Raw genomic sequence first — 23,660 nt, 5'->3', positions numbered from 1 at the left:
ATATGTCCTCAGTTGTAATTTGTTTTGTTTTCTTTATATGGCATGGGACATGGAATGTTGTTCTTAATAAAGGGCAGGGAAGCAGACTGATAACGGTCGAGCAACTGGTGATGTCGATGATCACCGCGATTGCCCTTCATCTTGCAGCAGAATGGAGCGCGATTACGGCATCTGCTGTCATTATGCTGGCCAGTGCGGTTTATTATATCAATTTGGTGCATGTCCGTTTTTTCGGCCACCTTATAGCAGGCTCTCAAATCAAGCAGTTTCTCACTTCGAGAGAGACAGCAGCGGTGAGTGGCGCCATGCTGCTTCAGGCGGCAGGCCGGTTAGTTAAAAAGAAGGATTTGTTGTTCGTTGCCCTTATTGCGGTTGTTCTGGCGAGTGCATTCGCGGCGGGCGGAGCTCCTGCGGACCCGTTGTGGCTGTGGGGGATGTTGAATGGCCTGCTGCTGCTATTAATTGCGCTTACGATGAAGCAATATCGGGGGCTGCGGGATGGATCGGTTGAACCTAACCGGTTCGGCATGTTTATCTCCTATTATTTCTTGTCGTTAGCGGAACGGAGGAGACTGCAAGAGAGGGATCAACTGCTTCAGGGCTTTGCAGCCGAGCAGATGGCGGCAGAGGATGAATCCGATGATGTAGCACCGATACAGGACGAGTGGTTCGGCAAGTTCAAGGGGATGAATGTCATTCTTGTTCAACTGGAGTCGTTCCAGCAGTTTCTGCTTCATCGCGAGGTGGAAGGGCAGGAAATTACCCCGTTTCTGAATCGATTGGCACGGGAGCATATGTCCTTTACGGATATCTACAGCCAGTGGGCCAAAGGGCATACCGCCGATGCCGAATTGGCTGTGCTGCAATCGTTATATCCACTGAAGAATGAAATCGTCAATTACAAGCATTTTGACAAAAAGTACTATGGGCTGCCCCGAATTGTAAGGAGATTCGGCTATGAGGCGAGCGCATATCACGGGTATAAAGGCGACTTCTATAACCGTCGGACGATGATGAAGGCTCACGGTTTCGAGAAATTCTATTCAGAAGATGATTACATTTCTGTGGACAAGGCCTCTACTTGGATGTCAGATTTCTCGTTTTTTCAACAGTCGGTCCAGAAGATTAAAACCATGAAGAAACCCTTCTTCTCTTTTTTGATCAGCCTGACGTCGCATTATCCATTCAAGCTGGAGGAGAAGCATTGGGGACTGAATATTAGCAAGGCTGTGCCTGATTTTATGTCTTTCTATTATCAGAGCGTCAATTATACGGATCGAGCGCTTCAACATTTTTATGAGGGTCTGGAAGAGGAGGGCCTGCTCGCCAATACGGTCATTGCGCTCTATGGCGATCATGAGGGCATTCCTGCCGAGAACCTTCCGGATTTGTATACAGAATTAGGTATGTCGCAAACCGATTTTCATAAATCGGCTAACCACTTGCGGGTGGCGAAGGTGCCGTTTATCATTGCGAGCGGTGATGCTAAACGGAAGCTGTCTTTCAGCTCAGATAAAATTGGCAGTACGATGGATGTCGGCCAGACGCTGTTGCACTTATTAGGCTTGCCCCGAATTTCTTACGGTATGGGGGAGAATTTGTTCAACGCACCGGAGGAACGAATTATTCCATTAACGTCATACCCACTTGGTTCTTTTGCAACGCGTGATGTACTCTGCTACGCCCACGAAGGAGGATATGTGAATAGTGTTATCTTTAATCGGACCACTGAAAAGATCATTCTCCCAATATCCGGATCAAATAAGGGCGGTTTTGATTACAGCCGGCAGCAAGTGCTGAAATCAGAATATCTGATCATCAATGACTTGCTTGTATCTGGTGAACAATTTAATGAGCCGGAGTGGTCGGAGGCTGAAACAGCAACCTTCACGCCTGGTGTTGAGCGTATACTTGGCAGCGTTGATGAAGAGGCGATTGTCATTCCAATATCCTTGGGACTGGATCAAGCTTATTTGATCGGTCAGAATAATGATCTGGATAGTCTGAAACGTTTGGAAGAGTATCATCGCAAGGCAAGGAGGAAAAATATCCGTTTCTATTCCACTACCGATTGGGATGTCAACGAGCAGCCGGTCTATTTTGAAGATCCGCTTTATTCGGAGATTTTTAAAAATAAAGGTTACAGAATAGAGTTGGTTGAGACTGTAAAGCTGTCTAATCATTTGGCCCAATTGCCTGATCATGCCCTTATCATTGTGTCTGCCAAGGACGATGCTTCAAATCAATTCCGGCCTGAATTTGCAAGGGAGATGGCAGCGTACGGCTTTCATCAATTGAACCAAACCAAATATCGCCATAGCTATATCAACCTGATCTACAAGAACAAGGGCTTTATATCGCTGCATGAAGAGGTTTCGGAGCTTGCGCTTGCGCGATTGTGGGAGAGCAGCCTACTCGTCGGCGGCATTGCGCTGCCCTTTGAGCTGGGCGTCATCAGTGAAGGCGCTCTGGCTGGTGACAGATCTCAAATTGTCGTTGACGGCATTTCACATGGACACAATAGTAGAGGTCTCAATTTTGTTGTAGTAAATATGGAGACATGTCAGGTTGTAGATGTATTCCGGGCGGATACGTTCATGACAACCTCAGTTGATAGCGGCATTTACAAAGCTGTCATTGAGCGGCAGCCGAAGGAGGGAGTCTCATGAGCGTGGTGTGGCTTCAAGTCTCAGCGGTCGCCTTGCTTGCAGGCTGGATTGCGATTCTGGTTGGGGTTGGCAGAGCGGAGAGCAGGCTGCCGCTGCTTTCTATGCCGTCAGATGAAGCAGTCGAAGAGGTTGAATTAGAAAAGGGCGGCAACGTACCCGCCACAACGTATACTTTTGCACGGTGGGAAGAGATGTTGGCCGGGGGAAGGGAAGCATGCGCCGTCATTGTGGAAAACGGGCGTTGGAGCAGCGAACCGGCAGCCTATAACGAATTCAAAACGCTGTGTGGCGATCGTAATCTTTCAATTGTAAATACGGAGGAGACAGACTGGATTGCCGGGCGTCCCATCGTTCATTTCGATGATCCTGCGGCAATGCCGCTGTTATGGGGGGAAGGGTATTATATCCAATTAGTTCATGGCAAATCTCTAATCGATTTGTTGCGAGAAGCGCCGCCCTTCTCGATCATTATCCTGTCCGTGAAGGATGACGGCACGCAAGCATTTAACCATAAATGGCAGGAGCAGCTATGGGAGTGCGGCATTCGGGCAGTGACAAGAGAGTATTTGCGTCAAAGCTATCTGAATATCATCTGGAAGAAGGACGAGCATTCCTATACCAGTCTCTACGAGGAAATCGCCGGTGTTGCCTTGTGTGCCCAATACCGCGTGGGAGATCGTGTTAATGATTTCAAAATTCCTGTTCATCTGGAGATATCAAGCGCTGGCCTTAACTGCGGAAACAACTCAAGCATTAGAATAAACGGGCAGGAATACTCTCCGAATCTGAGGGGAATGAATATCGTCATTTACGATCTGATTCATTCGGAGGTGGCAGCCGTTCACAGGGTAGACACGTTTGTATGCATATACGAAGACACGGCCATTTATCGCGCCCTTCCGGAGGAGGAGAACCATGCATCATAAGATGGCAGACCTTGGGCTAATGGAGAAAGAAAGCGTGTATATTCCATATAGCAGTTCAAAGTATCGGGATCGTCCGGGCGACAATGAAAGCAAGGTGTATGCCGCTTATTGCTCATCCTTTTATCGGCAGCACGGGGTTTGGATTCAGTCGATGGGCAATATTGCTCTGAGCAACAACAGCAAGCCTGTCTATTATCACGAGAGCAGCTATATTCCAGCATTCAAAAGCTATGGCTATCGTGCAGAGGCAGTTGATGGCAAGCACATTATTGACTATCTCGGAGCCATTCGCGATGGCTCTTACACGATCATCTCGGTTAAGGATGACGGCAGTCAACAGCTTGCGGGAGATGTCACAGAGCAGCTGCAGGCGCTGGGAATTGCTCTGATTAACAAGACACATCTAAGACACAGCTATCTTTGGATTGCCCGCAAAGACACAGCTGTCGATTATGAGGTGATTCATGAGGAATGCTCGACCGAAGAATTGCACTGGGAAGGGGTTCTCGGCGAGGTTGATGCAGCTGTATCGAGCGGAGGTGCGTTGTCCAGCAATTCCAGCAGCATTGTGCTGAACGGTCAGGAGTGGAGCTTGAATCAGCGAGGGTTTAATATTGTCACCTATAATCCCGTCACGGGTGTTGAGACGACTGTCTTCGATACGTTCGAAACACTCTATGAGCAAGGCAGCTTGTTCCGTTCCGTTCCTCCCTCTTACAGGTCTGATTCTGCTGACTTTGCAGTGGTCAGCCATGCTGGGGGCCAGCTTGATGGCGTTAATTATACCAACTGCAGGGAGGCATTCGAGCAGAGCTATTTGGGCCGGGGACATCGTGTATTTGAGGCGGATTTGGAGTTGACATCGGATGACAGGCTGGTTGTAAGGCAAGGTTGGGAGGCTTATCTGTACCGTCATTTAGGTCAAACACCCCCGGAAGGAGCCGAGGAGGGCAAACCCCTCAATCTGGAGCAATTTCGCAAGCTGAAAATACGGGATCAGTATACGCCAATGACGATTGATGACCTGTTCCAGTTTATGGCGGACCATCCGGATGCCTTATTGATCACGGATTCTAAATATACGCAGCCCGAAATTGTGGAGAAGCAATTCAGGTTACTGGTGGAAGCTGCGGCTCCCTTCGGATACAATCTTCTATTGCGCGTGATGCCGCAGCTGTATAACGAAGCTATGTACGATTTGGTAGACCGTATATTTCCGTTTCCGAGGTATATCTATACCCTATACCAGTCCAACGCAAGTGACGAAGAGGTTCTGGCATTCGTAAAAGAAAAGGGGATCAGCATCGTAGCTGCTACTCCGGAACGCGGCCACTCTGCTCTCGCGAAGAAATTGAAGAGGATCGGTTCCTCTCTGTTCATTCATACGATCAACGACCCTGCTGTCGTTCGTGAACGTCTTCGCACGAATGTAGAGGGATTCTATACGGATACGCTGTCTTCCTGTGAGATTGAGAAAGAGCTGTACGGTTACCAGATGGAATGGCACACAAGAAGGCAAGTCTTGCTTGATTATTTGCAATTGCATTTCAATATTGCTGAGCGAACGACGCGCGATCTTGTGAAAGGGCTGGATTTGCAGGAGCTGATTGAGACAGGAGGACAATTGTTTGAAGCTCGGACGGAGGAAGCGGTTTATTCCATTCTTGAGAATCGGCTGTCCAGTCAAAATAGCAATTGAGAATAGGAACAAGACAGCGCGCTGTACTTCTGACAGTCGCTGTCTTGTTTCTTTGTTATATACAGGTTCTTGCCTCTCGTATTATTCCTCATCCTCGTCTAGTAGGACAATATCGAGAACGGTCGTCCCCCCGTTAACAATTATCGGCATTCGAAGTGCGGTTTGCTTGCCGGGAAAAGAGAATTGCGCATGAAGGACACCTGCTGATAAATTGGTCAGCATATATTGTCCCTGCGCATTGCTAATGATCTCTCGAATAAGAAGCCGCTCAGGGGTCAGAATTTCGGCAAGCGCCTTGAACAGCGGTTGGCCTGATGCATCGCGGATCGTTCCGCGCAATGTGCCGAAATCTACGTTCAGTCGCAGACTTCCCTCGGCAGCCGAGCGGTTGGCGACAATGCTGACGCTGCGCGCGTTGGAGCCGTACAAGGGAGCTGAAGCTGTCACTGTATAGCTCGCCGTACCAAGGCTATCCAGTGTGAACCTGCCTTCTCCGTCAGTGACGACGGTTTGCAGAGGCGTATTGTTGATGCTCTCCAGGGCGCTTACGATGGCTCCGGGAATCGGCTGGCTAGAGGAGTTGTCAATAATGATTCCAGTAATGCTGGATGGATGGTCGTCTAATTGGACATTAACTTGTGGATGCTGGCCTGGGCTAACAGAAACAAACGCTACATTCAATTGTTTATTGTCATTGGATACGACAACAGACTGGTTTGTGCCCGGAGCGCTTGGAATTGTATATGCTCCTTTGTTATCGGAAACGCCAATGCCGCCAATAACGCCATTGTCGTCCACAACGACGACTTGAGAGTCAGGTAGAGGAGCGCCGCTGCTCTTGTCTGTAACGATGCCGCTGATCGAGGTGAACGAGGGCTGGAGTGTGATCGCTGCAGCAGACTGCTGTGCGGGGGCGACACCAACGGAGGTCTGTTCAGCGACAAAGCCTTGCAAGGATGCGGTGAGGATGTAGTTGGACGCTGCGACTTCACCGAGATCGAATGCGCCCCCATCGTCGCTTAGAATGGTCTCCAGAATAGGGCCGAAGTTGTTGTACTGTCGCAGTACAATGCTGACTCCGCCAAGCGGCGCTCCTGTTGCTCCGTTCTTGACTGTCCCTCTCAGTCGTCCGGGGAGGGGGTCTAGTGCAAAGCTGTAGCGGGTTGTCTTGTCGGAGATGATTGTGAATCCGCCAAGCTCATTCGCATATCCATCATTGCTAGCGATTGCTGTGTAATTGCCGGGAGCCAGATTGCCATAGACATAATCGCCGCTGTTTCCACTAAGGATGGACGCAGTCAGGATGCCTGTGACGCTATCATAAATTCGTATAGCTGCGCCGGACAGGTTGCCGCCAGTGCTGAAATCACTGACGAAGCCGAGCAATTGTCCGGGGTTCGGGGTTAAGGTGAAGCTGACATTCGTTGACTGGCCGGGCTTTGTTACCGCTGCTTGTGTATCGGTCCCGAATGATGAAGCGGAGGCTGATAATGTCAAGTTGCCAGGGGGAAGGCCCGGCAATAAAAATTCGCCATTCTCATCGGAGAAGGTTGTTTCCAACGGATTGCCATACATATCGCCAATATTAATTAACGCCCCGGAAACAGGACTGCCTGTTTGTGTGTTTCTGACTGATCCCGTGATGCTGGCAGGCTGAAGCTTCAGGATGGCGCCTACTTGTGTTGCAAGACCATTGGCGATTGTTACTCCCGTTGCCAGTGTGATGAAACCCGGAGATACGATAGTGAGCATATATTCACCCGGCTTGATGTTGGTCATGCGAAAGGCGCCGTCAGAGCCTGCGAATTGCGTCTCCAAAAGCAAGCCATCAATGGTATACAGCTTGATTTCTGTATTGTTGCTGGTGATGGCGGCTCCCCTGGCATCTGCAATCGTTCCGTTCAATTGACCGAATGAAGGAAGCAGCGCTACACTGGCGCTCACAGTCTCATTGCTTATTGCGACTGCGCCAACTGAATTTGAAGCGAAGCCATCCCCTCTGGCGATAATGGTATAGATGCCGGGCTGCAGACCTGTGAACAGGAAGTTGCCGAATGGACTGGCTGATACGGAACCGATAGATAAGCCGGAAGCGTTCAAGGTGCGTATTTCTACATCCGCGCTGCCGATCGGCTGGCCGGTAACGCTGTTGGTGATTTGACCGCTTATTGCTCCGGGGTCAGGGATAAGGACGAAATTCAGATTGGCTGCCTGCTCCCCAGGCGCTAAGCTGACGCCGCGAACCGCATTGCTGAAGTTCGGCGCTGAGACAATAACAGAGAGTGTTCCTGCTGGCAAATTTGAGACCGCATACGTTCCGTCAGCAGAGGTCTGCCCGATGCCGCGTATCGTTTCATTGCCGTTAATGACTTTAATGACAGCAGGCGGGATGGGGTTGCCGTCAGGATCTGTCACTCTTCCAGCGATACTTCCGGGATTGGCTTTCAAATGCAAGGCCACATTAATAATCAGACCCGGACTCAGATCGGCGCCGGCGATATCTGAGGAATAGCCTTGCGCGACGGCAGTCAGGAAATAGGAGCCCTCCCTGACGCTAATGAATTGGAAGGAACCGTTCGACTGAGAGACCGTTGTAGCGATCTGAACATTATTGTTGTTGAACAGTTGTATGACTGCCCCGGCTATTGCCGGTTCCAATTGTCCGTTAATGGTGCCGGGATCGGGCTGAAGCTCGCAATCGACAGGTGTTATGGCATTGGCGCTCACAATGGCTCCAAACGTATTGCTCTGATAATTGTTCGCTTGGACGACAACGGTATAGTTGCCCGGCGGAAGGCCGTTTACGCGGAAATTGCCGTTGGAGTCTGTAGCGGTTGAACCAACGAGAAAGGTATGCTGGTCGAGTATGTTGACCGCAGCACCAACGACTCCTCCCCCTGTAATGCTGTCCGTTGCACGGCCCTGAATGCTGCCAGGATCGGAGATCAGCACAAGAGACAAGGAGGAGCTGCGCCCGGCATTGACCATGGTTGTTGCGGCGGCAGTCTGAAAGTTAGCGGCTGAGGCGAGAATCGTATACGTTCCGGGGGCCAGATTATCGGCTTCGAAGCGGCCGCTGGGATCAGTGAACAGGGAGAATATTGTAACCCCGTTCGCATTCGTCACACGAATCTCGATAGCAGCTCCGAATATTTGGGTCCCTCCTTGCCCGGCGACGGTTCCCTGAATGGTGCCGGGACTAGGCTGAAGCTGGAAATCATGATGCGCAACGTCGCCCGAGTTAACCGAAACCGCTGCAAACTGGTTCTGGAAGCCATCTGCGGATACGGTCGCAATGTAGTTGCCGGGCTGCAGATTGTTCACAGTAAAGAGGCCTTCGGTTGTTGAGATTACGCGTGTCAAAATGATTGGTCCGCCATCAACATTGTTCTGGACAGCAACCAATGCGCCAGCGATCGCTGTCCCCGTATGATCGGCAACGATTCCTGTAATTGTTCCAGGGTTCCGTGTCAGCCGGACATTGACCGCTGTTGTTTGAGCAGATTCGATAATGACGCCAAGCGATTCTCCGCCGAAGCCCTCCGCGCGCGCAGACAGAATATAAGTGCCTGGAGAGAGGTTCGGAATGCTGTAGGAGCCATCCTCATTCGTATTGACGCGTCCGACAATGATGTTATTGGAGAAAACGCGAACGACAGTATCCGGCAGCGGGATGCCTCTCGTATCTGTAACGATGCCGGACACGGCCCCAGCAAGACGGGCTAATGCGATGGAGATGTTCTCGGTTGCTCCGGCAGTTACGAATCCGCCTACTGTACGCGAGGCGTAGCCTTCAACAGCGAATACAATCGAGTAGCTGCCTGGACGGAGTGAGTTGACGGTGTAGACGCCTGCTGCATTTGTACTGGCGGTTCCAACCGTCACGCCTTCGGAATTGAGAACCCGAATGCTGGCCCCTGGAAGCGGGATGCCGGTGTCGATGTCCGCAGCGGTTCCTGTAATATTGCCGGAATTCGGAGATAGAGCGGCATTGACCACTGTAGTTCTGCCAGCTGTAACCTGGAATCCGATTACCTGTATGATGTAGCCGGGGTCGGAAATTCGCAGCCGATTGTTGGCGGAAGGAGCCAGCGTGCCGATCTCATAATTTCCTTGCGCGTTCGTTGTTGCAGTAGCCAGCACATTGTTGCGGTTATCAAGCGCTTCTATCAGCGCGTTTGCCAGCGGTGCGCCAGTGGTGCTGGTGATATTGCCGGCCACGGCTCCCGGATTGCCTTTGAGCGCGAAATTCAATATGCGGCTTTCCGCCGCGACAAGTGTAACGGGAACATCGCTATGCTGGAAATCCGCAGCCGATGCGCTGACCCGGTAATAGCCTGGAAGCAAGTTGGCTAGCGTATATTGGCCAGCAGCGTTCGTTGCAGTCTGGGCAATGGGAATGCCGGTCCAATTCGTTGCATTAATCGCTGCTCCTGCGATCGGCGCGCCGCTATCCCCGCTTGTGATTGTCCCCTGTATGGAGGCAGGCTGCGGCTGCAGAAATGTGTTGATTGCAGAGGCGGCTCCGGCTGTAACTGTGATTGCTGCATTCTGATTTTGATAACCGGGGAAGGAGAGCTGCACCTGATAGGACCCTGGGGCCAGATTCGTGAAGGAGAACACGCCTCCTTCGGTTGTTGTCGCTGAGCCGAGCGGTGTATTGGCAGGCAGGCTGAACAGCCCGGCGGTGACGCCGATCAATGGCAGTCCTGTTGCCTGATCCAGCACGGTTCCGTTAATGCTGCCAATAGATGTCACATTGACAGAAGCGGTATTCAGAATAGGGGGAAGCTGGCCTCCTGTGAAGAGATCGACGCCCGTTACTGTTTTTGTATCCAGAGTGCGAGTGCCTGCGGTATTGAAAATTCCTTTTGCCGTATAGTCCAGAGTTGCAGTCGCCCCTGCACCTAGATTTCCGATATTCCATGTGAGTGTTTTGGTTGTCGTTGAGAATGCCGAGCTGCCCGTAGATCGTTGCGTTACATTGTAGGCGATAAGCTGATCGAAGAAGTAGGGGGCAGTGACGAAGATGGTTGATGCGCTGCTGAGGCCTGTATTAGTGACGGTAATTGTGCCGGTTAAGGTGACGGGCTGTCCTGTCGTTATACTCGTGGTGCTGTTGGAGACTGTCTGGGCAACGGCAAGCTTAGCCCGAACATCGCCCCCTGTGATGGTGAGGGGACTAGAGAAGGCTTCGCTTAAAAGAATGCCTCCTGTATGATCTTTATTGAATTTATTGCTGTTGGTCGATGTGAAGAAGATGAAGCGCAGCGGTGTCTGATCCGTAATCATCAGCTGTGCAAACAGTGTTGCCTTATCGATGAAGAAATCAAGGAAATAGTCGGTGTCTCCGCCGAAGCTGGAGCCATCCTCTGTTGGCTTAGCCCTTGCAAGGTCAAAGTTGACGATGGGGCGGCTGACTGTAGTTCCTGTTATATCATCGCTGTCATCATCGTTGCTGCTATTGCCGCTGAAGCTGTTCGTTCCGGGATTCGGGTTTCTAATGAGATTGAGCCCTGTTCGTTTGCCGTTGACCGTCAGCGCCCATTCATAGGTTGAAGAATTGCCGTCCGTATCAATGAGGACTCCCCAGATGAAGTTTTTGAAGGCGGTCTTAAAGCGAGGATCAGCATTTAGCCGCATGCGAAAATAAATATTCGTACCGTCATAAGCATAATAGACAGCCGGGAACTGACTGCTTCCGACGATATCTGTCTCATCTGGCGAGACATCCTTAACAGGATCAGTAATCGGCGAGCCGTTCAATAAAACAGGCACGAACTGATTGTTGCTTGGGAAAGGCATGAAGTTCCTCCTCATATATAAGTCGAGAGATTGGAAGGGAGTTCTAGGCCGCTGCGCGGGGGAATGTTCTTACGATCGCTGTTGTTCCCGGAATTCTTGAATTTAGGTTGTTAATGGTGGAATTCCGGGAACAAAGGCGAGCGCTGACGCTTCTCCAGAAACATTCCCCTGCTTCGCTCTGTTGTTCCTTCTTCGTTCAACTTATATCTTTTATAGGGTAAATATCGATATGAATGCTGGAATGGAGGGGGTTGGAGCATTATTGCGTGCTTGGGATTCAAGTGAGGTCTGAGTCGCTATAGTAGACTATGCAGCGGCTTTGAGGGTGGAGAACAGCCGTCTGTATGGGAAAGTGGCGCTTTTTCAGCTCAGTTGGCAACAACTGTTGGCAAAAGCGAACTTTTATATGACATCGCAACAAAACGTTCGTATTTAAGTTGACATTGAAGGGCTCAATTGAGTAAACTGAGAGAGGTAAAGGCGCTAATTGCCTAATGGAAATTTTCTCGTATAAATTCGGGAATACGGCCCGAAAGTATCTACCCGAAAACCGTTAATTTTCGGACTACGAGCTTGAATAGGGAAATCAGGTTGTCCCGCGGGCGGGGCAGCCTTCGCCTGTCTTTAGGCGGTTTTGTTCCCCTATCGTTCGTGTCCCGCAGCAGTCTTCCGGATCGAAGGGTGCGGCCGGGTTTTTTCTGTTTTTAATGAATTTTAAATTCTGCAAATAGAAAGTGGGTTTGATGCATGTCGGTTAAAGTGGGCGTCATCATGGGCAGCAAGTCAGATTGGGAGACGATGAAGTTAGCCTGCGACGTTCTGGACGAATTGCAAATTCCGTATGAGAAAAAGGTTGTTTCGGCGCATCGAACGCCGGACCTGATGTTCGAATACGCGGAATCTGCTGTATCCCGTGGCCTGAAAGTCATTATCGCGGGAGCAGGGGGAGCCGCTCATCTGCCCGGCATGGTCGCTGCGAAGACGATTCTGCCGGTTATTGGCGTTCCTGTGAAGTCCTCAAGTCTGAGTGGACTGGATTCGCTGCTGTCCATCGTGCAAATGCCTGGAGGCATTCCGGTGGCAACGGTAGCAATTGGCAATGCGGGCGGTACGAATGCGGGGCTTCTGGCGGCGCAGATGATTGGAGCTTATGATGAGGATGTGCAAGCACGCGTGCAAGCACGGCGCGACCGCGTACAGCAGGAAGTACTGGAAAGCAGTGAGACGCTATGAGCCATGCGGACAAGCATGGAACGGGAGCAGCTGGGGCAGTCAAAGTCATTCTGCCCGGCTCGACCGTAGGCATACTTGGAGGCGGACAGCTAGGCAGAATGATCGCCAATGCAGGCAGTGCGATGGGCTACAGATTCATCACGCTTGATCCGACCCCGGACTCGCCTTGCGGACAAGTGGCGGAGCAGATTATTGCCGAATACGACGATCGAGATGCGGCTCGCCAGCTTGCGGATCAGGCGGATGTCATCACCTATGAGTTCGAGAATGTGGATGCAGGCGTAGCTGCTATGCTAATGGAGCAGTCGTATGTGCCGCAGGGCAGCGAGCTGCTGTATACAACGCAGCATCGGCTGCGCGAGAAACGCGCCATCGAGGCGTCTGGCGTTCGTGTTGCGCCTTACAGCGAGGTTGCCAGCAAGGACGAGCTGCGTGCAGCGGTTGCAGCATTTGGCCTGCCTTGTGTGCTCAAGACAGCAACTGGCGGATATGACGGCAAGGGCCAATGGGTCATTCGCAGCGAATCGGAGATCGACGAAGCGTTTGATTCGTTAGCTGAAGCGAGAACTGAGCTTGTATTGGAGCAGTTTATACGATTCGAAAAGGAACTATCCGTTATTGCCGCGAGAAATCCTCAAGGAGAAATTCGGACCTTCCCGGCAGCGGAAAATATACATGTGGACAATATTTTGCATTTATCCATCGTACCCGCGAGGGTCGAGGATGCGGTGCAGCGGGAGGCGGAGCGGCTTGCCGCACGCATTGCGGAAGGACTTGGCGTTGTCGGGTTGATCGCAGTAGAGCTGTTCCTGACATCGGATGGCGAGCTGTTCGTCAACGAGCTGGCGCCGCGTCCGCATAATAGCGGCCACTATACGATGGAGGCTTGCCGCACCTCGCAGTTTGAGCAGCATGTAAGGGCGGTATGCGGCTTGCCGCTGGGCGATGCTTCACTGCTGACGCCTGTCGTAATGGTGAATGTGCTTGGCGAGCATGTGGAGCCGCTGCTGGAACGAATGGCAGCTGTTGACGAGACGGCCGAGAGGCTGGGCGCAGCGCCTAAAGTGCATTTATATGGAAAGCATGAAGCAAAACATAAACGGAAGATGGGTCATGTGAACGTGCTGGCGGCTGATGTGGACGCTGCGCTGACCTGGATAGCCGAAACGAACATTTGGAGGGCATAAGACGCATGTTAGAACGTTACAGCAGACCGGAAATGAGAGCGATTTGGACCGAAGAGAATAAATTCAAGGCTTGGCTGGAAGTTGAGCTTTGCTCATGCGAGGCATGGGTGGAGCTGGGCGTTATTCCCCGCGAGGATGTCGAGGCGCTTCGCAGCAATGCGAGCTTCAATATCGACCGGATTTATGAGATCGAGCAGGATACGCGCCATGATGTGATCGCCTTTACCCGCGCGGTTTCCGAGACGGTTGGACCTGAGCGCAAATGGGTGCATTACGGACTGACTTCAACGGACGTTGTCGACACAGCGCTGGGCTATCTGCTTCGTCAAGCGAATGAAATTCTGGAGCGGGACATCGTGAATTTCATCGAAATTCTTCGTGGTCAAGCGGTAACCTACAAGGATACAGCTATGATGGGCCGTACTCACGGCGTTCATGCGGAGCCGACGACATTCGGTCTGAAGCTGGCTCTGTGGCATGAGGAAATGAAACGGAATCTGGAGCGCTTCAAGCATGCGGCAAACGGTGTTCAATTCGGCAAAATTTCCGGCGCTGTCGGCACATATGCGAACATCGATCCATTTGTAGAGGAATTCACATGCCGCAAGCTGGGCATTACACCTGCTCCAATCTCGACGCAAACGCTGCAGCGTGACCGTCATGCGGAATATATGGCAACATTGGCGCTCGTTGCTTCGTCACTAGATAAGTTCGCAACCGAGATTCGCGCCTTGCAGAAGAGTGAGTTCCGCGAGGTGGAGGAGCCTTTCGCCAAAGGTCAGAAGGGTTCGTCGGCGATGCCGCATAAACGCAACCCGATCGGCTGCGAGAACATCTCTGGCCTGTCGCGCGTCATTCGCGGACATATGATTACAGCTTACGAGAACGTGCCGCTGTGGCATGAGCGCGATATTAGCCACTCGTCGGTAGAGCGGATTATTCTTCCGGACGCGACGATGCTGTTGAATTACATGCTGAACCGTCTGGGCAATATCATCAAGAACTTGACGGTATTCCCTGAGAATATGAAACGCAACATTCAATGCACGTATGGCGTACCGTTCTCCGGCCGCGTCTTGACGAAGCTGATCGACAAGGGCTTCGCTCGCGAGCTGGCCTACGACACGGTTCAACCGCGCGCGATGCAAGCTTGGGAAGAGAAACGCCAATTCCGCGAGATCGTCGAGGCAACGCCGGAAATTACGAGCGTGCTGTCTGCAGAAGAAATTGATGATTGCTTCAATCCTTCCTGGCATCTCAAGCATGTCGATACGATTTTCAAACGTCTTGAATTGATCTAGTTGCTGGGAACGAGGACGGATGATCGAGCCGCTTGGATGCAGGGCTTGATGACAGTTGAGTGATGGATAATCGAATCAGGGCAGCTGCCCTGATCTTGTGATTGTTGGATGGAGGGAGCATTATTATGACCGCAATAGCGTTGTCCACTGCCGTTGATTATGTAAAGGCCCCGCTGATTTACAAAGGCAAGGTGCGGGAGCTTTATGATCTGGGCGAGCATTATCTGATCGTCGTTACCGACCGAATCAGTGCATTCGACTATGTGCTTGATCCGGCTGTTCCCGAGAAGGGGAATGTGCTGAACCGCTTGTCTGCGTTCTGGTTTGAGCAGACCGAAGGCATTCAGACCAATCACGTCGTCCATACCGATGTGACGAAGCTGGGCGATCTTATTACGGAGCCGGAGCTGCTGAAGAACCGGATTATGGTCACCAAAAAAGCCGAGCGAATCGACATCGAATGTGTTGTTCGCGGCTATATCACCGGCGGCGGTTGGAGACAATATGAGCAGACATCTGCTATTAACGGCATTGAGCTTCGCGCCGGATTGCGGAAGAACGAACGATTTGATGCTCCGCTATTCACGCCTGCGGCGAAGAATGATGTTGGACACGATGAAGACATTCCATTCCAGCGCATGGGCGAAATGATCGGCGCTGAGCTGGCTGAAGAGCTGCGCGACCGCAGCATCAAGCTCTATGAGTTTGCACGCGCTTATTGCGAGGAGCGGGATATCATACTGGCGGATTGCAAGTTCGAATTTGGCCTTATCGATGGAAAGGTTATTCTCATCGATGAGATTTTTACACCAGATTCGTCACGTTTCTGGGCCAAGGAAAACTATGCCTTCGACATCGAAATCGACAGCATGGACAAAGAGCCGGTCCGCACCTATCTCGCTGGCTCCGACTGGGACAAGAACAGCAAGCCGGACCCGCTGCCATCCGAGGTTGTGGACGAAACAACCCGCCGTTATTTAAACATTTTCGAGCGCTTGACAGGCTCGTCACTATAAAAGCAAACGCATAGCTTGCTGCTCGCTTGAACAGTGCTGCGCGGCTGTAATCGCAAATGCTCGCTAGATCAGCGCGCGCGGCTGTAATCGCAAATGCTCGCTAGATCAGCGCGCGCGGCTGTAATCGCAAATGCCGGCTAGATCAGGCGCAGTTGAAACTGGCAACTGGCTTGCTAAATCCGTGTTTCGCGGGAGTACCTGCTGACTGCTCTTTCTACCAGCAGCATACAACTGCAAAAATACATTACTTGCAATAAAAACAGCCTCATTTAATCGAAGTAACTGCAAAAGTGCTGCAAATATCGCAGATATCCAGAGTATATAGCGCTTTTGGGGTTTGATTACTGTATTTTTGCAGTAGAAGGGCTTGATATTAGTCTTTTTCATCAAATTTGCTGTATTTTTGCAGTAACGAGGGATGGAAGAGGTGTTTGAAACGGCAGCAGGATCCATAATTTTGGTGGACCGCCATCAATTTATCGCTACTCCCAGCGCGCGGTGTTTCGCTGCATGACGGCGGTCGGTCGACTAGCTAGGAACTGCACGCAGTGTGAAGAAGAGCAGTGGTAAATGGACAGTAATAGAAATGGTTGTAGTAAGAGCGAATATGCGAAGAGTAAGTACGAGTAAGTTCGAGCACGTACGAGCAAGTTTTCGAGCAAGCAAGAGCAATGTACGAGCAAGCATGAGCAGCATACCCGCGGGGCAAGCAAATATGCCCCGCACACTTATACGCTTTGATGCATGATTGGAAGTAAATACTACTAACATTTTCAGGAGGCGACACCCCCAATGAAAGCAACGGTTTACGTGACGATCAAACAAAACGTGCTTGACCCGCAAGGAAGTGCAGTTCAAGGCGCGCTGCACTCCATGGGCTTCGAGGAAGTAGGCAAGGTGCGCGTGGGCAAATATTTGGAGCTTGAGCTTGATACGACGGATCGTGCCGAGGCGGAAAACAACCTGAAGGCGATGTGCGAGAAGCTGCTTGCCAACACGGTTATTGAAGATTACCGTTTCGAGTTGGAGGGATAAGCGATGAAGTTCGCTGTAATCGTATTTCCAGGCTCCAACTGCGATATCGACTGCTACAAAGCGGTCGAAGAAACCATCGGTCAACCGGTTGATTATGTCTGGCACACTGCAACTGATCTTTCCGCTTATGACGCTATTCTGGTGCCAGGCGGCTTCTCCTACGGGGATTACCTGCGCTGCGGCGCAATCGCTCGTTTTGCTCCTGTTATGAGCGAAGTGGTCAAAGCGGCAGAGCAAGGCAAGTACATCCTTGGTATTTGCAACGGGTTTCAAATTCTTACGGAAGCGGGCCTTCTCCCGGGCGCACTGCGCCGCAACGAAGGACTGAAATTCCGCTGCCACAGCACACTGCTTGAAGTTGTCAACAACGGCACAGCGTTCACCAATCAATATGCGCCGGGCGAAATCATTGATATTCCGATCGCGCATGGCGAAGGCAATTACTACTGTGATGAAGCGACTTTGGCAGAGCTTAAAGCGAACAATGGGATCGTATTCCGTTACAAAGCGGGCGCGAACCCGAACGGATCGATTGAAGATATTGCAGGTATTAGCAACAAAGCGGGCAATGTGGTTGGCATGATGCCGCATCCTGAGCGCGCAATTAGCCAAATTCTTGGCTCGGAAGACGGCAAACGGATGTTTACCTCGATTTTGAATGCATGGAGGGAAAAGAATGGCGCAGCAGTTAACGGCTAAGGAGCCGACAGCAGAACAAATCGCGGATCAGAAAATTTATCAGCAATTCGGTGTAAGCGACTATGAATTCGAGCTTATTTGCGGATTTCTTGGTCGCCTGCCTAATTACACGGAGATCGGTGTTTTCAGCGTTATGTGGTCGGAGCATTGCTCGTACAAAAATTCCAAGCCAATTCTGAAGAAATTCCCGATTACTGGCCCTCGTGTTCTGATGGGACCGGGCGAAGGCGCGGGCATCGTCGATATCGGCGACAATCAAGCCGTCGTATTCAAAATCGAATCGCATAACCATCCGTCGGCGGTTGAGCCTTTTCAAGGCGCGGCGACAGGCGTGGGCGGCATTATTCGCGATATTTTCTCCATGGGTGCTCGTCCGGTAGCGCTGCTCAACAGCCTTCGTTTCGGCCGTCTGGAAAATGAACGCGTCAAATATTTGTTCGAGCATGTTGTTAGTGGAATCGCTGGCTATGGTAACTGTATCGGTATTCCAACCGTTGCGGGCGAGGTTATGTTCGATGAGAGCTATGAGGGCAATCCGCTCGTAAATGCGATGTGCGTCGGCTTGATCGATCATGATAAAATTCAGCGCGGTGTCGCTAAAGGGGTAGGCAATCCGGTATTCTACGTTGGTCCGGCAACAGGCCGCGATGGTATCCACGGTGCGACGTTCGCATCAGTTGAGCTGTCCGAAGAATCAGAGGAGAAGCGTACCGCAGTGCAAGTCGGCGATCCGTTCATGGAGAAGCTCGTTATGGAAGCAACGCTGGAGCTGATTGATTCCGGCATCGTGCTTGGCATTCAAGATATGGGAGCGGCAGGCCTGACTTGCTCCAGCGCGGAGATGGCTTCCAAAGCGGGCAACGGCCTTGAGCTGTACCTCGATGAAGTTCCTCAGCGTGAAACGGACATGACGCCGTATGAAATGATGCTGTCGGAGTCGCAGGAGCGGATGCTCTTCGTTGTCGAGCCGCAGCATGAAGCGCAGGCGAAAGAAATTTTCGACCGTTGGGGCATTATCTGCGCCAAGGTTGGTAAAGTTACGGACGACGGACGTCTCCGTCTGTTCCACCAAGGCGAGCAAGTGGCCGATATGCCGGTCAAAGCGCTTGTTGACGAGTGCCCGGTTTATGAAAAGCCATCCAAGGAGCCTGCATACTATGCGGAGAATGGCGCGATCGACACGACTGCTTATGCGGAAGTGAGCGATCTGACGGACGCATTGAAAAAAGTTCTTGCTTCGCCGACAGTTGCAAGCAAGGAATGGGTATATAGCCAATATGACTATATGGTTCGCACGAGCACTGCTGTTCAGCCGGGTTCGGATGCGGCGGTCGTAACGATTCATGGCACGCGCAAGGCGCTGGCGATGACGACGGACTGCAACGGCCGTTACGTATACCTCGACCCTGAGGTGGGCGGACGCATTGCGGTAGCGGAAGCTGCACGCAACATTGTATGCTCCGGCGCTGAGCCGCTGGCGATTACGGATAACCTGAACTTCGGCAATCCGGAGAAGCCTGAGGTATTCTGGCAGCTGGAGAAATCGGCAGACGGCATGTCTGAGGCTTGCCGCGTGCTGGACACGCCGGTTATCGGCGGCAATGTCAGCCTGTACAATGAGAACTCCAAGGGCGCGATCTACCCGACGCCTGTAATCGGCATGGTCGGTCTCGTGCATGATGTGGATCACATTACGACGCAAGGCTTCAAGGCTGAGGGAGATATCATCCTTCTGCTGGGTGAAACAAAGCATGAATTCGGCGGCAGCGAGCTTCAATATGTACTGCAAGGCAAGTCCGAAGGACGTCCGCCAGTGATCGACTTGGCAACGGAGAAGAAGCTGCTGAACACGGTGCTGTCTGCTATTCAGCAAGGTCTGGTTGCTTCGGCGCATGACCTGTCCGAAGGCGGTCTGGCAGTGGCATTGGCAGAGTCATGCATCAGCGGCAAGCTTGGTGCTGAGGTGAATGTAGCGACATCGCTTCGCGCGGATGCAGCGCTGTTCAGTGAATCGCAATCGCGTATTCTATTGTCGGCTAAACCAGAGCAAGCGGACAAGCTGATCGCTCACCTGAACGAGCAAGGCGTACCGAATGCGCAAATCGGTACTGTACGCGGAAACGGACTGACCATCAACATCAATGGCAAGCCGGGCGTTAGCGCACCGGTAGAACAACTGGAGAAGGTCTGGAAGGATGCGATTCCATGTCTGATGAAGTGAAGCAGCTGAACCATAAGCTGTGGACTGGCGCTCATTATAATGAGGGCATTGGCCGGGACGACATTTTTGATAAATTGCGTGAAGAATGCGGTGTATTCGGGGTGTTCGGCATCCCGAATGCCTCGTCGATGGGTTATTATGGCCTGCATGCGCTGCAGCATCGGGGCGAGGAGAGCTCAGGGATGTGCTCTGTGGACTCCAAGGATGGCAGCTTCAACTACCATCGCGGTATGGGACTTGTGAAGGAAGTATTCGACCAGGAGCGTCTGGACGGTCTTCCGGGGGATCGTATTATCGGTCATGTCCGCTACTCGACGGCAGGAGAGAGCAAGCTGGCGAACGCGCAGCCGCTTGTGTTCAAGTATCGCGACGGCGACCTCGCGGTTGCTACGAACGGCAACATTGTGAATGCGCCATCGATTCGCCGCGAGCTGGAGATGCAGGGCTCGATCTTCCAGACGACGAGCGATACAGAGGTTATCGCGCATCTGATTGCGCGTTCCAAAAAGGATTTCGTCAGTGCGGCCAAGGAAGCTCTGCAGCGTATTATCGGCGGTTTCGCTTTCCTGATCATGACCAACGACAAGCTGCTTGTCGCGTCTGATCCGCATGGTCTTCGCCCGCTCGTAATGGGCAAGCTGGGCGGTGGCTATGTGTTTGCTTCGGAGACTTGCGCGCTGGAAACATGCGGCGCTGTCTATGAGCGCGATGTCCAGCCGGGCGAGCTGCTTGTCCTTGATCGCGACGGCATGTTTGAGGATCGTTATTCTCCTATCGAGCGCCGGGCAACCTGTGCGATGGAATATATTTATTTTGCAAGGCCGGATAGTGATATTAATGGCATTAATTTGCACTCCTCGCGTAAAAGAATGGGCCAAAAGCTGGCGCTGGAAGCTTTCATTGACGCGGATATCGTTACAGGCGTGCCGGATTCGAGCATCTCGGCTGCTATTGGTTATGCGGAGCAAACGGGCATCCCATATGAGCTTGGTCTGATTAAGAATAAGTATACGGGCCGGACGTTCATCCAGCCCTCGCAGGAGCTTCGTGAGAAGGGTGTCAAAATGAAGCTGTCGGCAGTTCGCAAGGTAGTTGAGGGCAAACGTGTCGTCATGATCGATGATTCCATCGTTCGCGGCACAACGAGTCTGCGTATCGTGAACATGCTTCGCGAGGCTGGAGCAACGGAGGTGCATGTGCGGATTACTTCGCCGCCATTCGCAAACCCTTGCTACTACGGTATTGATACGCCGGACCGCAAGGAGCTTATCGCTTCTTCGAAGACGGTAGAGGAAATCCGGCAGGCGATTAATGCGGATTCGCTTTATTTTCTAAGTCACGAGGGTCTGATCGATGCGGTCGGCGGCAATGACGGCGCGTTCAATCGCGGCATGTGTCTGGCCTGCTTTGACAATGACTACCCGACGCCGATTGATCCGAATTCGGAGAAAAGCTGCAGCTGTTAATCGCATGAACCTTTGCGGGCATTAATCATTAGGCATGTTTCCGAAGCGCGTGTACGGCTTGAGCAGAAGCATGCTCGAAAAAGTTTCGCAGATAACTTTTAGGGAGTGAATACGGTGGCAGAGGCTTACAAAGAAGCTGGCGTTGACATTGCGGCTGGCAATGAAGCAGTCGAACGGATGAAGAAGCATGTGAAGAGAACGTTCCGTCCGGAGGTTATGGCTGAGCTGGGCGGATTCGGCGGATTGTTCGGATTGAACAAGGACAAGTACGAGGAGCCGGTGCTTGTATCCGGTACGGACGGTGTCGGCACGAAGCTGATGGTCGCATTCGCAATGGACAAGCACGATACGATCGGCATTGATGCGGTTGCAATGTGCGTCAACGATATTATCGTGCAAGGCGCAGAGCCGCTGTTCTTCCTCGACTATCTGGCTTGCGGCAAAGTCGAGCCTGCCAAGATCGAAGCGATTGTCAAAGGCATCTCTGACGGCTGCGTGCAGTCCGGCTGCGCGCTGATCGGCGGCGAAACTGCCGAAATGCCTGGCATGTACCAGGGCGACGAATACGATATCGCAGGCTTCACGGTCGGTATTGTGGACAAGAAGAAAATGATCGACGGCTCCACAATTGCTCCCGGCGATGTTGTGCTTGGCCTTGCTTCGAGCGGCATTCACAGCAATGGCTTCTCGCTTGTGCGCAAGCTTCTTCTTGAGAAGAGCGGATACAGCTTGAACGATACGCTTCCTGAGCTGGGCGGCAAGGGGCTGGGCGAGGTTATTCTTGAGCCGACCCGCATCTATGTGAAACCAGTGCTTGAGCTGATCAATCGTGTCACGGTAAAAGGAATGGCGCACATTACAGGCGGCGGCTTCATAGAGAACATTCCGCGCGTGCTGCCAGAGGGCGTGAACGTAAATGTGGAATACGGCACATGGCCGATCCAACCGATCTTCAAGCTGATGCAGGAGAAGGGCAGCATCACGAACCGTGACATGTTCACTACGTTCAACATGGGCGTTGGCATGATCGTAGTCGTGGCTGCTGATCAAGCGGACGAAGCGCTTCGTATCGCGGCTGAGCTTGGCGAGGAAGCATACCGCATCGGTACGGTAACGGAAGGAAGCCGGATCGTCACCTTTACAGGAGCGGAAGTGTAATGGCGGGATTACGGATCGCTGTATTCGCCTCCGGCCAAGGAACGAACTTCCAGGCGCTGGCGGATGCAGCAAAACAAGAACGGCTCGATGGCGCAAGCCTCGAGCTTCTTGTATGTGACAAGCCGGAAGCGCCAGTCGTGGAGCGCGCCGGCAGGGCGGGAGTGGACACGTTTCTGTTCCGGCCGAAGGAATATGCTTCGCGCGAGGCTTACGAGAGCGAGATTGTTGCGGAGCTTGAGCGGCGGGATATTGGGCTGATCGTGCTGGCTGGATATATGCGCATTATTACGCCGGTGCTTGTTGAGCCCTATTATGGGCGGATGATTAATGTGCATCCGTCGCTGCTGCCTGCTTTCCCCGGTGTGAACGGAATGAAGCAGGCGCTGGACTATGGGGTGAAGGTGACGGGGGTCACCGTTCATTATGTGGACGGCGGCTTGGACAGCGGGCCGATCATCGCTCAGCGGGCGATCGAAGTGCTGGACGGCGACACGGAAGCGACGCTTGCTCCTCGTGTGCATGCGGCAGAGCAAGAGCTGCTCCCCTGGGTCGTTCAGCGTATCGCTGCGGGCGCAGTCTCGTTGGACGGGCGCACTGTGACGGTTCGTTAAGGCAATCTCGCTAACAGCGGAGCCTATGTGTGCTGCCGAACGTCATGGGAGTATATGTGGCAGATAGCGCGCGAGTAATTGTTCCACTTGCATATGTGGCAGATAGTTCGCGAGTAATTGTTCCACTTGTGCATATGTGGCAGATAACGTCGAGCGATCGTAACACTAAATTATAATCATTAACAGATTAGCAGGAAAAACCTCAGACCCGTTTCAAGAGTCTAACCGTGCTTACTCATATGAAAAACCAGCTTGCAGATGGCAAAGAGCCGTAAATCTAGAACAGACGTGTCGCTGTAAGCGTGAAATTCGTTGTTACAGCATGGAAAAGTGGCGAGCGAGCAGCTGTAAGACGGAAAAATCCTCTTACAGCTGGTGAAGAGCGCCAGAAACCACATCGTTTGTCGCTGTAAGCGTGAAAATCGTTGTTACAGCACGGAAAAGTGGCGAGCGAGCAGCTGTAAGACGGAAAAATCCTCTTACAGCTGGTGAAGAGCGCCAGAAACCACATCGATTGTACCTCTGTCAAGAAAGTAGACACAGAAACTAAGCGCCCTGGTGTTGCTCGTAGTACCTTTTCTCGCATTGATGCGGGGTAAGATAACCGATCGTCGAATGGATGCGGATCCGGTTG

15 protein-coding genes and 1 riboswitch are annotated in these 23,660 nt (G+C 52.1%); of the genes, 13 read left to right on the top strand and 2 right to left on the bottom strand.

Annotated features, from left to right (window positions below; genetic code table 11):
* Positions 1–2 precede the first annotated feature (2 nt).
* The 3 genes from L6H65_RS24750 to L6H65_RS24740 are packed head-to-tail and all read left to right on the top strand — an operon-like array spanning position 3 to position 5,294.
* On the top strand, positions 3–2,669 hold the full coding sequence (locus tag L6H65_RS24750; protein WP_236346842.1) for an LTA synthase family protein: 2,667 nt from the start codon (positions 3–5) through the stop codon (positions 2,667–2,669).
* Positions 2,666–3,595 carry a hypothetical protein gene (locus L6H65_RS24745; protein ID WP_236346839.1) on the top strand — a complete coding sequence of 310 codons (930 nt, stop codon included), beginning with the start codon at positions 2,666–2,668 and terminating at the stop codon, positions 3,593–3,595. The genes L6H65_RS24750 and L6H65_RS24745 overlap by 4 nt, the downstream gene beginning before the upstream one ends.
* Entirely contained in the window at positions 3,585–5,294 is a 1,710-nt protein-coding gene (locus tag L6H65_RS24740; protein WP_236346836.1) for an interleukin-like EMT inducer domain-containing protein, read from the top strand. The genes L6H65_RS24745 and L6H65_RS24740 overlap by 11 nt, the downstream gene beginning before the upstream one ends.
* Before the next feature lie 81 nt (positions 5,295–5,375).
* Here the strand turns inward: L6H65_RS24740 and L6H65_RS24735 are convergent, their stop codons facing one another.
* On the bottom strand, positions 5,376–11,099 hold the full coding sequence (locus tag L6H65_RS24735) for a carboxypeptidase regulatory-like domain-containing protein (protein WP_236346829.1): 5,724 nt from the start codon (positions 11,097–11,099) through the stop codon (positions 5,376–5,378).
* Between the two features lie 486 nt (positions 11,100–11,585).
* Positions 11,586–11,687, top strand: a riboswitch (purine riboswitch).
* Positions 11,688–11,846: 159 nt separating this feature from the next.
* Between L6H65_RS24735 and purE the strand changes: the two genes are divergently transcribed.
* The 4 genes from purE (at position 11,847) to L6H65_RS24715 (ending at position 15,836) form a co-directional block, all read left to right on the top strand.
* Positions 11,847–12,332 (top strand): 5-(carboxyamino)imidazole ribonucleotide mutase, encoded by a 486-nt coding sequence (gene purE, locus L6H65_RS24730; protein ID WP_236346826.1) that lies wholly within the window; start codon positions 11,847–11,849, stop codon positions 12,330–12,332.
* A complete protein-coding gene (purK, locus tag L6H65_RS24725; protein WP_236346823.1) occupies positions 12,329–13,519 on the top strand; it encodes a 5-(carboxyamino)imidazole ribonucleotide synthase in 1,191 nt (396 codons plus the stop codon). The genes purE and purK overlap by 4 nt, the downstream gene beginning before the upstream one ends.
* A 5-nt stretch (positions 13,520–13,524) precedes the next feature.
* Positions 13,525–14,820, top strand: coding sequence for an adenylosuccinate lyase (gene purB, locus L6H65_RS24720; protein ID WP_236346818.1), 1,296 nt, complete (start codon positions 13,525–13,527; stop codon positions 14,818–14,820).
* A 125-nt stretch (positions 14,821–14,945) separates the two neighbouring features.
* A complete protein-coding gene (locus L6H65_RS24715; RefSeq protein ID WP_236346815.1) occupies positions 14,946–15,836 on the top strand; it encodes a phosphoribosylaminoimidazolesuccinocarboxamide synthase in 891 nt (296 codons plus the stop codon).
* A 105-nt stretch (positions 15,837–15,941) separates the two neighbouring features.
* On the opposite strand, the gene L6H65_RS24710 is transcribed toward L6H65_RS24715, so the two are convergent.
* A complete protein-coding gene (locus L6H65_RS24710) occupies positions 15,942–16,289 on the bottom strand; it encodes a hypothetical protein (RefSeq protein WP_236346812.1) in 348 nt (115 codons plus the stop codon).
* Positions 16,290–16,628: 339 nt separating this feature from the next.
* Here L6H65_RS24710 and purS point away from each other — a divergent pair, with 339 nt between their 5' ends.
* The 6 genes from purS (at position 16,629) to purN (ending at position 23,026) form a co-directional block, all read left to right on the top strand.
* Positions 16,629–16,871: a phosphoribosylformylglycinamidine synthase subunit PurS gene (gene purS / locus L6H65_RS24705; protein ID WP_236346809.1), complete on the top strand. Its 243-nt coding sequence runs from the start codon at positions 16,629–16,631 to the stop codon at positions 16,869–16,871.
* A 3-nt stretch (positions 16,872–16,874) separates the two neighbouring features.
* Positions 16,875–17,570: a phosphoribosylformylglycinamidine synthase subunit PurQ gene (purQ, locus tag L6H65_RS24700; protein WP_236346806.1), complete on the top strand. Its 696-nt coding sequence runs from the start codon at positions 16,875–16,877 to the stop codon at positions 17,568–17,570.
* Positions 17,548–19,791 (top strand): phosphoribosylformylglycinamidine synthase subunit PurL, encoded by a 2,244-nt coding sequence (gene purL / locus L6H65_RS24695; protein WP_236346803.1) that lies wholly within the window; start codon positions 17,548–17,550, stop codon positions 19,789–19,791. The genes purQ and purL overlap by 23 nt, the downstream gene beginning before the upstream one ends.
* The gene (gene purF / locus L6H65_RS24690) at positions 19,776–21,257 is read left to right on the top strand and encodes an amidophosphoribosyltransferase (RefSeq protein WP_236346800.1); all 1,482 of its coding nucleotides are present in this window, start codon (positions 19,776–19,778) and stop codon (positions 21,255–21,257) included. Before purL ends, purF begins: the two co-directional genes overlap by 16 nt.
* 114 nt (positions 21,258–21,371) lie before the next feature.
* On the top strand, positions 21,372–22,415 hold the full coding sequence (gene purM / locus L6H65_RS24685) for a phosphoribosylformylglycinamidine cyclo-ligase (RefSeq protein ID WP_236346797.1): 1,044 nt from the start codon (positions 21,372–21,374) through the stop codon (positions 22,413–22,415).
* Positions 22,415–23,026 carry a phosphoribosylglycinamide formyltransferase gene (purN, locus tag L6H65_RS24680; RefSeq protein ID WP_236346794.1) on the top strand — a complete coding sequence of 204 codons (612 nt, stop codon included), beginning with the start codon at positions 22,415–22,417 and terminating at the stop codon, positions 23,024–23,026. The genes purM and purN overlap by 1 nt, the downstream gene beginning before the upstream one ends.
* The last annotated feature ends 634 nt before the right edge of the window (positions 23,027–23,660 follow it).

Origin of the sequence: Paenibacillus plantiphilus (assembly GCF_927798095.1) — a bacterium.
Classification (GTDB): Bacteria; Bacillota; Bacilli; order Paenibacillales; family Paenibacillaceae; genus Paenibacillus_Z; species Paenibacillus_Z plantiphilus.
Note: the sequence above shows the minus strand (reverse complement) of the source record. Positions and strands in the feature narration are given on the sequence as shown.